The organism is Phaeovulum molybdatiresistens (assembly GCF_023544865.1).
In the GTDB taxonomy this organism is placed as follows: domain Bacteria; phylum Pseudomonadota; class Alphaproteobacteria; order Rhodobacterales; family Rhodobacteraceae; genus Pontitalea.
Genome location: NZ_JAMJFX010000003.1, coordinates 157,403 through 172,004 on the forward strand (window position 1 = coordinate 157,403; position 14,602 = coordinate 172,004).

The 14,602-nt window shown below is 65.9% G+C and carries 17 protein-coding genes; 11 read left to right on the top strand and 6 right to left on the bottom strand.

Annotated features, from left to right (window positions below):
- Positions 1-6 precede the first annotated feature (6 nt).
- The 4 genes from MXB90_RS04190 to MXB90_RS04205 form a co-directional block, all read right to left on the bottom strand.
- Positions 7-456, bottom strand: a complete 450-nt coding sequence (locus tag MXB90_RS04190) for a DUF3429 domain-containing protein (protein ID WP_250041440.1) — start codon at positions 454-456, stop codon at positions 7-9.
- The gene (gene ispH / locus MXB90_RS04195) at positions 453-1,406 is read right to left on the bottom strand and encodes a 4-hydroxy-3-methylbut-2-enyl diphosphate reductase (RefSeq protein ID WP_250041442.1); all 954 of its coding nucleotides are present in this window, start codon (positions 1,404-1,406) and stop codon (positions 453-455) included. The genes MXB90_RS04190 and ispH overlap by 4 nt, the downstream gene beginning before the upstream one ends.
- Positions 1,407-1,497: 91 nt before the next feature.
- The gene (locus MXB90_RS04200) at positions 1,498-1,944 is read right to left on the bottom strand and encodes a YqaA family protein (protein ID WP_250041444.1); all 447 of its coding nucleotides are present in this window, start codon (positions 1,942-1,944) and stop codon (positions 1,498-1,500) included.
- A 91-nt stretch (positions 1,945-2,035) separates the two neighbouring features.
- Positions 2,036-2,599 (bottom strand): LabA-like NYN domain-containing protein, encoded by a 564-nt coding sequence (locus tag MXB90_RS04205; protein WP_250041447.1) that lies wholly within the window; start codon positions 2,597-2,599, stop codon positions 2,036-2,038.
- A gap of 130 nt (positions 2,600-2,729) precedes the next feature.
- On the opposite strand from MXB90_RS04205, the gene folK reads away from it, so the two are divergent.
- The 11 genes from folK (at position 2,730) to recO (ending at position 11,413) form a co-directional block, all read left to right on the top strand.
- On the top strand, positions 2,730-3,347 hold the full coding sequence (folK, locus tag MXB90_RS04210; RefSeq protein ID WP_250041449.1) for a 2-amino-4-hydroxy-6-hydroxymethyldihydropteridine diphosphokinase: 618 nt from the start codon (positions 2,730-2,732) through the stop codon (positions 3,345-3,347).
- 36 nt (positions 3,348-3,383) lie between these two features.
- Complete coding sequence (gene rpoZ / locus MXB90_RS04215) at positions 3,384-3,737, top strand: DNA-directed RNA polymerase subunit omega (RefSeq protein WP_250041452.1); 354 nt, start codon at positions 3,384-3,386, stop codon at positions 3,735-3,737.
- A gap of 24 nt (positions 3,738-3,761) precedes the next feature.
- A complete protein-coding gene (locus MXB90_RS04220; RefSeq protein WP_250041454.1) occupies positions 3,762-5,879 on the top strand; it encodes a RelA/SpoT family protein in 2,118 nt (705 codons plus the stop codon).
- Between the two features lie 39 nt (positions 5,880-5,918).
- Entirely contained in the window at positions 5,919-6,590 is a 672-nt protein-coding gene (locus MXB90_RS04225) for a DUF2062 domain-containing protein (RefSeq protein ID WP_250041456.1), read from the top strand.
- 63 nt (positions 6,591-6,653) lie between these two features.
- Positions 6,654-7,415 (top strand): pyridoxine 5'-phosphate synthase, encoded by a 762-nt coding sequence (locus MXB90_RS04230; protein WP_250041458.1) that lies wholly within the window; start codon positions 6,654-6,656, stop codon positions 7,413-7,415.
- Between the two features lie 12 nt (positions 7,416-7,427).
- Positions 7,428-7,829 carry a holo-ACP synthase gene (acpS, locus tag MXB90_RS04235; protein WP_250041459.1) on the top strand — a complete coding sequence of 134 codons (402 nt, stop codon included), beginning with the start codon at positions 7,428-7,430 and terminating at the stop codon, positions 7,827-7,829.
- Positions 7,830-7,885: 56 nt separating this feature from the next.
- Positions 7,886-8,668, top strand: a complete 783-nt coding sequence (gene lepB, locus MXB90_RS04240; RefSeq protein ID WP_250041460.1) for a signal peptidase I — start codon at positions 7,886-7,888, stop codon at positions 8,666-8,668.
- Positions 8,665-9,354: a ribonuclease III gene (gene rnc, locus MXB90_RS04245; RefSeq protein ID WP_250041461.1), complete on the top strand. Its 690-nt coding sequence runs from the start codon at positions 8,665-8,667 to the stop codon at positions 9,352-9,354. Before lepB ends, rnc begins: the two co-directional genes overlap by 4 nt.
- The gene (gene era / locus MXB90_RS04250; protein WP_250041462.1) at positions 9,347-10,258 is read left to right on the top strand and encodes a GTPase Era; all 912 of its coding nucleotides are present in this window, start codon (positions 9,347-9,349) and stop codon (positions 10,256-10,258) included. Before rnc ends, era begins: the two co-directional genes overlap by 8 nt.
- Positions 10,258-10,593, top strand: coding sequence for a DUF1491 family protein (locus tag MXB90_RS04255; protein WP_250041464.1), 336 nt, complete (start codon positions 10,258-10,260; stop codon positions 10,591-10,593). The genes era and MXB90_RS04255 overlap by 1 nt, the downstream gene beginning before the upstream one ends.
- Positions 10,594-10,687: 94 nt before the next feature.
- Positions 10,688-11,413, top strand: a complete 726-nt coding sequence (recO, locus tag MXB90_RS04260) for a DNA repair protein RecO (RefSeq protein ID WP_250041466.1) — start codon at positions 10,688-10,690, stop codon at positions 11,411-11,413.
- 45 nt (positions 11,414-11,458) lie between these two features.
- On the opposite strand, the gene MXB90_RS04265 is transcribed toward recO, so the two are convergent.
- Positions 11,459-13,123 carry an acyl-CoA dehydrogenase family protein gene (locus MXB90_RS04265; protein WP_250041469.1) on the bottom strand — a complete coding sequence of 555 codons (1,665 nt, stop codon included), beginning with the start codon at positions 13,121-13,123 and terminating at the stop codon, positions 11,459-11,461.
- Positions 13,124-13,247: 124 nt separating this feature from the next.
- A complete protein-coding gene (locus MXB90_RS04270) occupies positions 13,248-14,354 on the bottom strand; it encodes a Hint domain-containing protein (protein WP_250041471.1) in 1,107 nt (368 codons plus the stop codon).
- Positions 14,355-14,602 lie beyond the last annotated feature (248 nt).

Genomic DNA, 14,602 nt, shown 5'->3' on the forward strand with positions numbered 1-14,602 from the left:
GGGGCATCAGCCCGTCGTCAGGATCGCGATCAGGGCCGCGATCACAACCGCGCTCAGCATCAGGCGCAGACGCATCCACCAGCGCGGCGCAAGCCCGCGTGCGGCAAAAGCCCAATCCAGCGGCAAAAGCGCGGCAAAGCCCAGGATCAGCGCTTCGTTCACCGACAGGGCCTGTATCGCCATTGCGGCCAGAAACCCCAGCACAGGCAGCACCGACAGCGCGTAGCCAAGGGCCCAGTTGCCCTTGGCGGCAAAGCCCCACAGGCTGCCGGCCATGAAGCAATAGATCATCAGCCCATAGGCAAGCGCCACTTCGCGCGCGCTGAGCCCCGGCAGGGAAAAGAGGCCAAAGCGCAGCACCGCCACCGCCCAGAGGAAGGGGATCAGCCCGGCCAGCCCCAGCGCCAGCGCGACCACGGGGACGCGCCCCAGACCGATCAGGCCCCGACCGATCATGCCACCACCTCGCGCAGCACGCGCGGCACCTTGAATTCAATGTCTTCGCGCGCGGTTTCCACCGGCTCGACGGTCAGGTCGAAACGGTCGCGGAAGGCGTCGATTACCTCGGTCACCAGAACCTCGGGGGCGCTGGCGCCGGCGGTTACGCCCACCGCGCCCACCCCATCCAGCGCGCGCCAGTCGATGTCTTCGGCGCGCTGCACCAGCTGGGCATAGGCACAGCCCGCGGCGCGGCCCACCTCGACCAGGCGGCGCGAGTTTGACGAATTCGGCGCGCCAATCACCAGAAGCGCGTCGATCCGGGGCGCGATGGCCTTGACCGCAGCCTGCCGGTTGGTGGTGGCATAGCAGATGTCTTCCTTGGCGGGGCCGACGATGGCGGGAAAGCGTGCCTCCAGCGCGGCCACGATCGCGGCGGTGTCATCGACCGACAGGGTGGTTTGTGTGATATAGGCCAGCCGCGCGGGATCGCGCGGGGCCAGATGCGCCACGTCCTCGACGGTTTCGACCAGCAACACCTCACCCTCGGGCAGCTGACCCATGGTGCCCAGCACCTCGGGGTGGCCGGCATGGCCGATCATCACCATCTGAAGGCCTTCGGCATGGTGACGCTCGGCCTCGATATGGACCTTGCTGACCAGCGGGCAGGTGGCGTCGACATAGACCATCTGGCGGCGGGCGGCCTCCTGCGGGACGGATTTCGGCACGCCATGGGCGGAAAAGATCACCGGCCGGTCGTCGGGACATTCGTCCAGGTCCTCGACGAAAACCGCCCCTTTTTCGCGCAGCCCGTCCACCACGAACTTGTTGTGCACGATTTCGTGGCGCACAAAGACCGGCGCGCCCCATTTCTGCAACGCCAGTTCCACGATCTTGATCGCCCGGTCCACGCCCGCGCAAAACCCGCGCGGCGCGGCAAGGTAGAGTGTGAGAGCAGGTTTTCCCATGCGGCGCCCCTTTGCCGAAATCTTCTGACAGGTATGTCTGCCGGGCGCGAAGGTCCAGACCGAAATCCCGTCGCCGGGCGGTGGATCGGGCCTAGCCGCCCCAGCCCATCGCCTGCGCGGTGACCCAGGCCACCGCGGCGTAGCGCCCGGTCTTGGCCAGCGCCACCAGCGGCAGGAAGATCAGCATCGGCAGACGCAAGACCCCGGCCACCAGACAGGCCAGGTCGCCCCCCGGTGCCCAGCTGACCAGCAGCACCCAGAAACCCCAGCGGTCGAACCAGCGTTCGGCGCGCGCCATTTGACTGGCCGAGGCGGGGAACCAGCGCCGGTCGCGCCAGTGGTTCACCCCGCGCCCCATCCCGTAGGTGATCAACGCCCCCAGCGTGTTGCCGACGCCGGCCACCAGAACCATCAGCCAGACCGGCGCGGCCCCGGCGGTTTGCATGGCGACAAAGACGATCTCCGATTGCATCGGGATCGGCGAGGCGGCCAGGATGGCCGAAAAGAAAAGCCCGGTCAGGGCGGCAAGATCCTGCATCGGGCGTGCCTTGCCAAAAGGGCCGGCGGGGCGCAAGCGTGCCGGGTTGAACTTTGCGCGATCAACCCGGCCCGGGGGTCGGTTGCTGCGGTCAGGGTTCGGTGGCTGGCTCGGGCTCGCGCGGTTCGCGCGGCGGGCGGCCGATCACCTCGCGCAGGGCATCCAGCTCGATGAAATTGTCGGCCTGGCGGCGCAGTTCATCCGCGATCATCGGCGGCTGGCTGCGGATCGTCGAAACGACCGAAACCCGGCATCCCTGGCGCTGCAGGCTTTCGACCAGCGGCCGGAAATCGCCATCCCCCGAGAACAGCACGACATGATCCAGCCGCGGGGCCAGTTCCATCGCATCCACGGCCAGCTCGATGTCCATGTTGCCCTTGACCTTACGGCGGCCCATCGAATCGGTATATTCCTTGGCAGGCTTGGTCACCATTGCGTAGCCGTTGTAGTGCAGCCAGTCGACCAGCGGGCGGATCGGGGAATATTCCTCATTCTCCAGAAGCGCGGTGTAGTAAAAAGCGCGGACCAATTTGCCGCGGCGTTCGAATTCCTGGCGCAGCAGCTTGTAGTCGATATCGAACCCCAACGCCTTGGCCGCGGCGTAAAGGTTCGACCCGTCAATGAACAGCGCAAGCCGTTCGTCCTTGTAAAACATCAAATCGTCCTTTCCAGAATGCCCGCCATCTGAAGTCTATTGGTGCAAAGTCCTGTGAGGTCAAAGATAACGGGTGCTTTGTAAGATCAGCGCAGTATACGAAAACGCATCTGTCTGGGTATGTGTCTAAATGGATAATAGTACTTATTTTGTCGCCTTGGGCGCCAATCTGCCATCGCCCGCCGGCGCGCCGGCGCGGACGCTGGTCGCGGCCTTGCGCGCGCTGGTGCAGGCGGGGGCGGAATTGCGCGCGGTCAGTCGATTTTACCACGCGCCAGCCTTTCCTGCGGGCGCCGGGCCGGATTACGTGAATGCGGCGGCGGCGGTGGCATCGGGGCTGGCCCCGGCGCAGTTTCTGGCGCTGTTGCACCGCATCGAGGCGGATCTGGGGCGTCAGCGCGCGGCGCGCTGGGAATCGCGCGGGGTGGATCTGGATCTGCTGGTGGCGGGCCAGACGGTCCTGCCCGATGCGCGGACCCAGGCGCACTGGCGCGGGTTGGCGCTGGCCGATCAGATGCGCGACTGGCCCGAGGGGCTGATTCTGCCGCATCCGCGCCTGGCCGATCGCGCCTTCGTGCTGATTCCCCTGGCCGAGATCGCGCCGCTTTGGCGTCATCCGGCAACCGGCGACAGCGTGATCCAGATGCTTGCTGCCCTGCCACAGGCGGAAAAAGCCGCGATCCGGCCCCTTGAGACCCCGTTCTGCGGGGAAGGGCGCTTGTCAAGGCCCGGGTTGGGGTCTAAATAGGCCGCTCACACCTTCCATGTCCGATTGGAGATGCTCATGGCCCGCGTGACGGTTGAAGATTGCGTTGACAAGGTTCCGAACCGGTTCGAACTGGTGATGCTTGCCGCGCACCGCGCCCGTGAGATTGCTGCCGGCTCTGCGATCACGGTGGACCGCGACAACGACAAGAACCCCGTTGTCGCCCTGCGCGAGATCGCCGACGAAACTCAGGCAGCCGATGATCTGCGTGAACGGCTGATCGAAAGCAACCAGACCCAGATCGAGGTTGATGAGCCCGAGGATGACTCGATGTCGCTGCTGATGGGCGGCGAACCCGATCGCCCGCGCGAAGACGACATGTCCGAAGAACGCATGCTGCGCATGCTGATGGACGCGCAGGGCCGCGAATAACACCGGGGGGCAGGGCGCGCGCGAATGATCGATGTCGAAGACCTGATCGCGCTCGTCCGCAATTACAACCCGCGCACCAATGCCGAATTGATCCGCCGCGCCTATGATTATGGCCGGCGGATGCATGATGGGCAGTTCCGCCATTCGGGCGAGCCCTATTTCACCCATCCCGTCGCCGTCGCCGCCATTCTGACCGAACAGCGGCTGGATGATGCGACCATCGTGACCGCGCTGCTGCACGACACGATCGAGGATACCCGCTCCACCTATTCCGAAGTGGCGCAGATGTTCGGCGATGAGGTCGCGGAACTGGTGGATGGGGTCACCAAGCTGACCAATCTGCAGCTGTCGTCCAACGCCTCGAAACAGGCCGAGAATTTCCGCAAGCTGTTCATGGCCATGTCCAAGGACCTGCGGGTGATCCTGGTCAAGTTGGCCGACCGTCTGCACAACATGCGCACGATTCGGTCGATGCGGGCCGACAAGCAGGCCCAGAAGGCGCGCGAGACTATGGAGATCTTTGCGCCCCTGGCCGGCCGGATGGGCATGCAGTGGATGCGCGAGGAACTGGAAGACCTTGCCTTCAAGGTGCTGAACCCCGAGGCGCGCACCTCGATCATCCGCCGTTTCGTGACCTTGCAGAAGGAAACCGGCGATGTGATCCCCAAGATCACCGCCGACATCCGCCACGAACTGGAAAAGGCGCAGATCGAGGCCGATGTTTTTGGCCGCGCCAAGCGCCCCTATTCGATCTGGCGCAAGATGGAGGAAAAGCAGCTTTCCTTTTCGCGCCTGTCCGACATCTACGGTTTCCGCGTCATCACCCGGTCTGAATCGGATTGCTATGCGGTGCTGGGGCTGATCCATCAACGCTGGCGCGCGGTGCCGGGGCGGTTCAAGGATTACATCAGCCAACCCAAATCGAACGGTTACCGCTCGATCCACACCACCGTTTCGGGCCGCGATGGCAAGCGGGTCGAGGTGCAGATCCGCACCCGCCAGATGCACGAGGTGGCCGAGGCGGGCGTTGCGGCGCATTGGTCCTATCGCGATGGTGTGCGGGCGGCGAACCCCTTTGCGGTGGACCCCGCCCAATGGATCGCGCAGCTGACCGAACGTTTCGACGAGGGCGATCACGACGAATTCCTGGAAAACGTCAAACTTGAGATGTATTCCGACCAGGTCTTCTGCTTCTCGCCCAAGGGCGAGGTGGTCAAGCTGCCCAAGGGCGCGACACCTATCGACTATGCCTATGCGATCCACACCCGGATCGGCAATTCCTGCGTCGGCGCCAAGGTGGACGGCATCCGCGTGCCGCTGTGGACCCGGCTGAAGAACGGCCAGTCGGTCGAGATCATCACCGCCACCGGCCAGCGGCCGCAGGCGACCTGGCTGGACATCGTCAAGACCGGCCGCGCCAAGGCCGCGATCCGCAAGTCGCTGCGCGAAGAGGACCGGACCCGGTTCGTGAAACTGGGCACGGAACTGGCGCGTGTGGCCTTTGAACATGTCGGGCGCAAGGTTTCCGACAAGGCGTTGCGCACCGCGGCCAAGACCCTGGGCCTGCCCGATGAGGTGGAACTGCTGGCCCGGATCGGATCCGCGGAACTGACCGCGCGCGAGGTGATCGAGGCACTTTACCCCGAACTGGCCGTGGCCCCCGCCGAAACGGTCGAACCCGCCCGCGCCGTTCTGGGCCTGCCCGCCGACCAGACCTTCCGCCGTGCGGGCTGTTGCCAGCCGCTGCCCGGGGAACGGATCATCGGCATCACCTATCGCGGCCAGGGTGTCGTGATCCATGCCGCCGACTGCCCGGTTCTGGCCGAATTCGAGGAACAGCCCCAGCGCTGGGTCGATCTGCACTGGCATTCGGGCCGGCACGCGCCAGTCTATTCTGCCAGTCTCAAATTGACCATTTCCAACGATGCCGGGGTGCTTGGCCATATCTGCACCTTGATCGGTCAGCAGAAGGCCAATATCTCTGATCTGAACTTCGTCGATCGCAAACCCGATTTTTATTCTCTCATGATAGAGGTCGAGTTGCGCGACGTCGAACATCTGCACACGCTGCTGACCGCGCTTGAGGCGGAAAGCAACGTGGCGCAGGTTGAACGGTATCGCGATCTGACGCGCAAGCCCTGATCTGCGACGCGCCCGGGCAGGGCGGGGGAAGGACTGGACGTGGTATTCAAGCGGCGTGACAGGCGACCGGCGCTAAAGGCGATGCGGGAATTCCTGTGGCCTCGCGGTGGTTGGGCGCGGGCCTTCCACTATGTCCGCCACCGCGTGAACCGCCTGCCCGATCAGCCCCACCGCATTGCGCGGGGCATTTTTGCGGGGGTTTTCGTTTCCTTCACGCCGCTGTTCGGGCTGCATTTCCTGTCCGCCGCGCTGGTGGCGCTTGCGCTGCGGGCCAATGTTCTGGCGGCGTTGCTGGCCACCTTTATCGGCAACCCCCTGACCTTCCCGATCATTGCGGTTTCGGCGATGAAGCTGGGCAAGTGGATGCTGGGCCGCCGCCACGGCCCGGAAGAACCGGAACGTCTTGGCCAGACATTCCTTGCCGCGGGTGAGGATCTGCACCACAATTTCCTGGCGCTGTTCACCACCGACAAGATGTATTGGGGCGGGCTTGCGCGCTTTTTCCACGATGTCTGGTTGCCCTATCTGGTGGGCGGGCTGCTTCCGGGCATTGCCGCCGGGGTGCTGTGTTACTACCTGTCCCTTCCCATCGTCGAGGCTTATCAGACGCGCCGCCGCGCCCGCCTGAAGGACCGGCTGGAGGCCCTGCGCGCCCGCCTTGACGCGCGGCGCGAAGACCGTGGCAGCCGCGACCCTGGCGACACGCTTTAGGGGTGTTCCCAATCCGGTTGCGCCGCATTACCCTGCGCGCGTCATGGCCATGGGGGACCGACGATGCCGCAATCCGACCCGAACCGCCTGCGTCTGGGCGTCAATATCGATCACGTCGCCACGCTGCGCAATGCGCGCGGATCGGCCTATCCTGACCCTGTCCGCGCCGCGCGCCTGGCCGAGGAGGCGGGGGCCGACGGCATCACGGCCCATCTGCGTGAAGATCGCCGCCATATCCGCGATGCCGATATCGGCGCGCTGATGGCCGCGTTGCGCCGACCGCTGAATTTTGAAATGGCGGCCACGGCGGAAATGCAGGAAATTGCCCTGCGCCACCGCCCCCATGCGGCCTGCATCGTCCCCGAAAAGCGCGAAGAGCGCACGACCGAAGGGGGCCTTGATGTGGCGGGCGATGAGGCCCGGCTGGCGGATTACATCGCGCCCCTGTGTGCGGCGGGCATCCGCGTGTCGATGTTCATTGGCCATGACCCTGCCCAGATCGAGGCTTCGGCCCGGATTGGCGCGGCGGTGGTGGAACTGCACACGGGCCATTACTGCGACCTTCACCACGAAGGCAGGCTGGCCGAACGCGATGCCGAACTTGCGGCGCTGCGCGAGGGCGCCCGGCTGGCCCATTCCCTGGGCCTTGAGGTGCATGCCGGCCACGGCCTGACCTTTGACACCGTGGGCCCCATCGCCGCCTTCCCCGAGGTGCGCGAACTGAACATCGGGCATTTCCTGATTGCAGAGGCGGTGTTCATCGGCCTTGGCCCCGCCATCGCACGGATGCGGGCCGCGATGGATGCGGCGCGCGCCGGCGCATAGGGGCGGGGGGCGATGATCCTGGGCATCGGGTCCGATCTGGCCAATATAGACCGGATCGCGGCGACGCTGGATCGGTTCGGCGACCGGTTCCGCAACCGCGTCTTCACGCCCGCCGAACAGGCCAAGGCCGAACGGCGCGCGGACACGCCCGGAACCTATGCCAAGCGCTGGGCCGCGAAAGAGGCCTGTTCCAAGGCGCTGGGCACCGGCCTGCGGATGGGCATTGCCTGGCGTGACATGGCGGTGACCAACCTGCACACCGGCCAGCCGGTCATGCACCTGACCGGCTGGGCCGCCGACAGGTTGGCCGCGATGACGCCGGCCGGCCACGAAGCCGTGATCCACGTCACCCTGACCGATGATCACCCCTGGGCGCAGGCCTTTGTCGTGATCGAGGCGCGCAGGCTTCCTTGACTCGGGCGCGCGCGCATCGCAAGGAAGGCAGGATTTTCAGCAAGGACCGGGCAGGCATGGCAAGCAAGACCGACAGCGGCATCGTCGAGACGATCAAGACCGTCTTCTGGGCCCTTCTTATTGCGGGGGTGTTCCGGACGCTGTTCTTTCAGCCGTTCTGGATTCCTTCCGGATCCATGAAGGATACGCTGCTGATCGGCGACTTCCTGTTCGTCAACAAGATGGCCTATGGCTATTCGCGCCATTCCTGCCCGTTCTCGGCCTGCCCGATCGAAGGGCGCATCTTTGGATCGGACCCGGAACGGGGCGATGTGGTGGTGTTTCGCCACCCCACCCGCGGGGTCGATTTCATCAAGCGCGTCGTTGGCATGCCAGGCGATACGGTGCAGATGAGGGACGGCGTGCTGCATATCAATGGCGCGCCGGTGCAGCTGGCCGATGGCGGGGTCTTCCGCGAGGTCAAGGAACTGCAGGGCCCCCAGGGCCTGATGCCGCGCTGTGAAAATGATCCGGTGGGCCAGGGCGGTATCTGCGAAAAGACGCGCCAGATCGAAACCCTTCCTGGCGGCGCCAGCCATTCCATCCTGAACATCGCAGATGGCTGGATGGCCGACAACACGCCCGTCTTCACCGTGCCTGCGGGGCAGTTCTTCTTCATGGGCGACAACCGCGACAATTCCGAAGACAGCCGCTTTCCGGCCGCCGCGGGCGGGCTTGGATTTGTTCCGGCGGAATTCCTGATCGGGCGCGCGGATCGGGTGATGTTCTCATCCGCGGGGCGGTCGCTGTTCTTCTTCTGGACCTGGCGGTCCGACCGCTTCTTCAAGGCGATCGAGTGAAGGTTTCCGCCGATATCCAGGCCTTCATGGGCCGTCTGGGGCATGGTTTCGCCAAGCCCGAACTGCTGCTGCGCGCGCTGACGCATGCCTCGATCGCCTCATCGACCCGGCCCGACAACCAGCGTCTGGAATTTCTGGGCGACCGGGTGCTGGGTCTGGTGATGGCCGACGCGCTTTTGCGCGCCGACAAGGGCGCCTCCGAAGGTCAGCTTGCCCCGCGCTTCAATGCTCTGGTGCGCAAGGAAACCTGCGCCGATGTCGCCCGTCAGATCGACCTTGGGGCGGTGCTGAAGCTGGGCCGGTCGGAAATGATGACCGGCGGCCGCCGCAAGGAGGCGCTTCTGGGCGACGCGATGGAGGCGGTGATCGCCGCCGTCTATCTGGACGCGGGCCTTGAGGTTGCGCGCGCCCTGGTGCTGCGGCTTTGGGGCGGCCGGCTGGCCAACGTCGCCGAAGACGCCCGCGACGCCAAGACCAGCTTGCAGGAATGGGCCCAGGCCCGCGGCCTGCCGCCGCCGAAATATGTGACCATCGCGCGCGAAGGCCCGGACCACGCCCCGGTCTTCACGATAGAGGCGCAGCTGGCCTCGGGCGAGGTGGCGCAGGCCACGGCGGGCGCGAAACGGCAGGCCGAACAGGCCGCGGCAAAGGCGCTTCTGACCCGGATGGAGGGGCAAGATGACTGAAACGACACGCGCCGGCTTTGTGGCCTTGATCGGTGAACCGAACGCGGGCAAGTCGACCCTGTTGAACCGCATGGTCGGGGCCAAGGTCTCGATCGTGACGCACAAGGTGCAGACCACCCGCGCCCGCATCCGCGGCGTCGCGATCGAAGGCGACGCCCAGATCGTCTTTGTCGACACCCCCGGCATCTTCCGCCCGCGCCGTCGGCTGGACCGCGCAATGGTTTCCGCCGCCTGGGGCGGCGCCGCCGATGCCGATATCATCGTCCTGCTGATCGAGGCGCATCGCGGCCTGACCGAAGGCGTGGCGTCGATCATCGCGGCGCTGAAGGAACGCGCTGGCGACCGCCCGGTGACCCTTGCCATCAACAAGATCGATCGCGTCAAGGCCGAGGTGCTTCTGGCGTTGGCCGAAAAACTGAACGGCGAATACCCCTTTGCACGGACCTTCATGATCTCGGCCGAACGTGGCTATGGCGTGGATGACCTGCGCGAATGGCTCGCCCGGCAATTGCCCGAAGGCCCGTGGTTCTACCCTGAAGATCAGATCGCCGACCTGCCGATGCGCGTCATCGCCGCCGAGGTCACGCGCGAAAAGCTGACGCTTCGCCTGCATGAGGAACTGCCCTATCAGCTGACCGTCGAGACCGAGAAATGGGAAGACCGCGCCGACGGTTCCACCCGCATCGACCAGCTGATCTATGTCGCCCGCGAAGGCCACAAGGGCATTGTCCTTGGCAAGGGGGGCGAAACGATCAAGGCCATTTCCAAGGCCGCGCGCGCCGATCTGACGGAATTCCTGGGCCGCCCGGTGCATCTGTTCCTGCAGGTCAAGGTCCGCCCGAACTGGCTGGAAGAGGCGGAACGCTATTCGGAAATGGGCCTTGATTTCAAGGACGGTGACTAGTGTCGGCGCGCCTGGCATCCGATGTCTGGGTGCGCGCCTACCTCAAGCGGCTGGAGCTGGCTTTCATCCCCGCCTATGTCACGGCGCATGGCCATGCCGAGGCGGGGGCTATCCTGATAAAATGCGCCACGCTGGACGGCCGCGCCCGGGCCCTGCACCGCAGCTATGACCTGATGACGGGCCAACGCGCCTGGGTCACGCTGGCCGAAGGCCCCGAACCCGAGGTGGACGCCGCCGTCGCCCGCCAGCGCAAGTTCGACCCCGACCTCTGGGTCATCGAAATCGAAAGCCGCGATGGCCGCACCCTTCTGGAGGAGGAGGGTCTGGCCGACTGACCGGCTTTCCCTTTCGGCTTTGCAGAAATATCCTGCGGGGGTCCGGGGGTGCAAAACCCCCGGTGCGACCTGACCGATTTCGCCAAGGAAGGGCATGATGGACTGGCGCGACGAAGGCACGATCATCGCGGTGCGCCCGCATGGCGAAAGCTCGGCGATTGCCGAGGTCTTCACCGCCGCGCATGGCCGGCACGCCGGGGTCGTGCGGGGCGGGGCCTCGCGCCGCCTGGCCGCGGTGTTGCAGCCGGGCAGCCGGGTCGCGGTGGCTTGGCGCGCGCGCCTGGAAGATCACATGGGCAGCTTCACGGTTGAACCGCTGGCAAGCCGCGCCAGTGTTCTGTCGGACCGCCTTGCGCTTCTTGGGCTGAATGCCACCTGCGCGCTGCTTAGCTACACCCTGCCCGAACGCGAACCGCACCCCGCGCTGCACGCGATGACGGAACCGTTGTTTGACCTGATGGCCGGTGCTGCGCCGGGCTGGCTTCTGGCCTATCTTCGCTGGGAGATGGGCTTGCTGGAAGAACTGGGCTACGGCCTTGACCTGACCCGCTGCGCCGTCACCGGCACGCGCGAGGATCTGGCCTTTGTCAGCCCGAAAACCGGCCGTGCCGTCAGCCGCGAAGGCGCGGGGGACTGGGCGCCGCGGCTGCTGCCCCTGCCGCAATGCCTGTTGGGGCAGGGGCCTGCCAGCGTGGAAGAACTGCGGCAGGGCTTGGCCCTGACCGGGTTCTTTCTGGGGGAACGGCTTTCGGTGGACCTTGGCACCCGCCCCTTGCCTGCGGCGCGGGCACGGCTGATCGAGGCCTTGACGCGGGCATGAAAAAGGCGGGGCCCAAGCCCCGCCTGTTCCGCGAGTTCAGCCGGATCAGCCCAGCAGGCGCCGCGCGATCACCTGCGCCTGAATTTCCGCAGCACCTTCAAAGATGTTCAGGATGCGGGCGTCGCACAGGATGCGGCTGATCTGGTATTCCAGCGCAAAGCCGTTGCCGCCGTGGATTTGCAGCGCGTTGTCCGCCGCGGCCCAGGCCACGCGGGCGCCCAGCAGTTTCGCCATCCCGGCCTCAAGGTCGCAGCGGTGGCCGTGATCCTTTTCCCAGGCCGAGAAATAGGTCAGCTGCCGCGCGATCATGATTTCCACCGCCATCATCGCCAGCTTGCCGGACACGCGGGGGAATTCGATCAGCGACTTGCCGAACTGCTTGCGGTCGATGGCATATTGCATGCCGACCTCGACCGCGGCCTGCGCCACGCCGATCGCGCGCGCAGCGGTCTGGATGCGGGCGGATTCGAAGGTTTCCATCAGCTGCTTGAAGCCCTTGCCCGGTTCGCCGCCCAGAATATTCTCGCCCTTGACGCGGAAGCCGTCGAAGCCGAGTTCATATTCCTTCATGCCGCGATAGCCCAACACCTCGATCTCGCCGCCGGTCATGCCGGGGGTGGGGAAGGGGTTTTCGTCGGTGCCGGGGATCTTTTCGGCCAGGAACATCGACAGGCCGCGATAGTCGGTGGTGTTCGGGTCGGTGCGCGCCAGCAGCGTCATCACATGGGTGCGCGCGGCATGGGTGATCCAGGTCTTGTTGCCGGTGATCACCCAGTCGTCGCCGTCTTTCACCGCGCGGGTGCGCAGGCTGCCAAGGTCGGACCCGGTGTTGGGTTCGGTGAAGACCGCCGTGGGCAGGATCTCGCCCGAGGCGATCTTGGGCAGCCACTTGGCCTTTTGCTCCTCGGTGCCGCCACACAGGATCAGCTCGGCGGCGATCTCGCTGCGGGTGCCAAGGCTGCCGACGCCGATATAGCCGCGCGACAGTTCCTCGGACACGACGACCATGGATGCCTTCGACATGCCAAGCCCGCCGTATTCTTCCGGGATGGTCAGGCCAAAGACGCCCAGTTCCGCCAATTCGCCGATCACCTCCATCGGGATCAGCTCATCCTTCAGGTGCCATTCATGGGCATTGGGGGCGACGCGTTCGTCGGCATAGCGGCGGAACTGGTCGCGGATCATTTCCAGATCGTCATCCAGACCCGAGGCGCCAAAGGTCGCCCGGCCCTGATTGTCGCGCATCAACGCCACCAGCGCGGTCCGCGCGGCGGGGGTGTTGCCCTGGGCGATCAGCTGCGCCGCGGCGGGGCCGGGGGTCCAGCTTTGGTCAAGGTCCGACAGGCGGGCGGTTTCGCCCTGGCTCATCGGGATGCCGCCCAAAATCTGCGCCAGGTATTCGCCAAAGCCGATCTGCAGGATCAGGGCTTCCATGTCGCCGAACTGCCCGGCCTCGGCCAGTCGGCCCGCCCAGGCACGCAGCTGGGTCAGCGAGTGGTTGTAGGTGGTCAACCACGACAGGGCATGGGCCGCGAATTGATCGGCCTCCAGCGCCGCGCCGGAAATCTTGCCATCGCGGGTCACCCGGGCGCGCAACGCCTCGGTCGCGGATGCGGTCAGCGCGGCCACTTCGGGAAGGGCGGCATTGGTCAGGGCCAGAAGGTCGGTCAGAATGGCGGTTTTCGGCATCGCAGCCCCATCATGCGGCATGAGTCGGTTCCTTTCTGCAGTTGCACAATGCTTAGGCAGTCTTGATTTGCTGCGCAATAAAAATTCGCGCAACCGCATCAAGGGGTATGATTGTGTCGCGCCAGTTATCGGCCATGCCTATGGCTCAGGCGGCGCGTGATCCGCGGTCCCGGGCGGTGGCCAGTCGGCGCGCGTCGTGATCCGACAGGATGGGCCGGGCCGGTGTGTCATGCACCGGCAGGCGGCCCTTGGCGGCAAGATCGGCCAGCGCCGTCGTCATCGCCAAGGCGGTGCTTCTGGCCAGCCGACCAAGCCCCAGGCTTTCGATCCGGCAGCCATCCGCGATCAGAAGGTGATGATCCTGCAGCAAAATCCCCTGCCAGGTCAGCGTTGCGGCTCGATCCGGTTGCAGCGCGCCGCGCCCATCAACCAGATGGCGGCTTTCCACCAGAACCTCTTCGCTGGCGAAAAGCCCCTGCACCGCAGGCCCAGCTACCGCGATCCGATGCTGCGGCAGCAGCCACAGGTCGCGCGTGCGTCCGTAGACAGGCGCGCAAAGCCGGACCGGGCGCAGCGCCCCCAGGGCCGGCAGGCTGACCCGGCCGGACCAAAGCACCGGCTGCGCCCCGGCATCCACGGTTTCCACCAGATCACCTGCGCGGATCAGATTGGCCGGTCGCGGCCCCTGCGGTGTCTCGATCTGCGTCGCCGGGGCGAAACACCCCGCTGGACCCACCGGCTGCAGATGATCGCCAAGCGCCAGCCAGTCCACCTGCAGCCCGATCCGCGCAGCCCCGGTTCGGTTGGTCAGTGCCTCCAGATCAATCCGGGGCAGTGGCAGCGGATCGGCGCCGGCATTCTGGCGCAGGGTTCCGGTGTCCAGCGCCTCCAGCGTCAGCAGGCTTTGACGGTCGGCCGTGTCCCATCGCCAGGACAGACGCATCCGCCCGCCCGTCGCCAGTTCGGTGCTTGCATCGATCGACAGCGCATGGAAGGCCGCGCCCTGCAGCTGGATCACCTCGATCCGCCGCTCGGGCGTGATTGCAAGCGACAAAAGCCGGGGCTCGGGCGTGCGCGTCGCCAGGTGGATCAGCCGTATCGGCCCGGCAAAATCCGCGCCCGTGGTGAATTCCAGCAACAGTGTCCCGCGCCCCGCCAGCGCCGGAAACGGTCGCGCATCAAGCGTCAGCGCGCCTTCCCCGGGCACATGGGCCGCGATCCAGCCGCCCTCTGCCATGCCTTCCATTGCCATGCCTGCCTCCTGCGCGCCGGAGGCCCGTGCAAACACATCTGCCGCGCCCGCTTGTCACGGATCATCCGGCGATACTGCTCTGACGGGGGTTTGCCCCCGGTGTCTGCCCTGCCTCGGGTCATTCTTGCCCTTACGATAGGGCAGCTTCGCGACCGCGGGCGAGGGTTTCCTGCCGCCATCCGCGCGTGAACGCCCCAGGGTTGCAGAGCGGCAACAGTTGTGCCCCGCGCGCCGGGCCGCTAATCCTG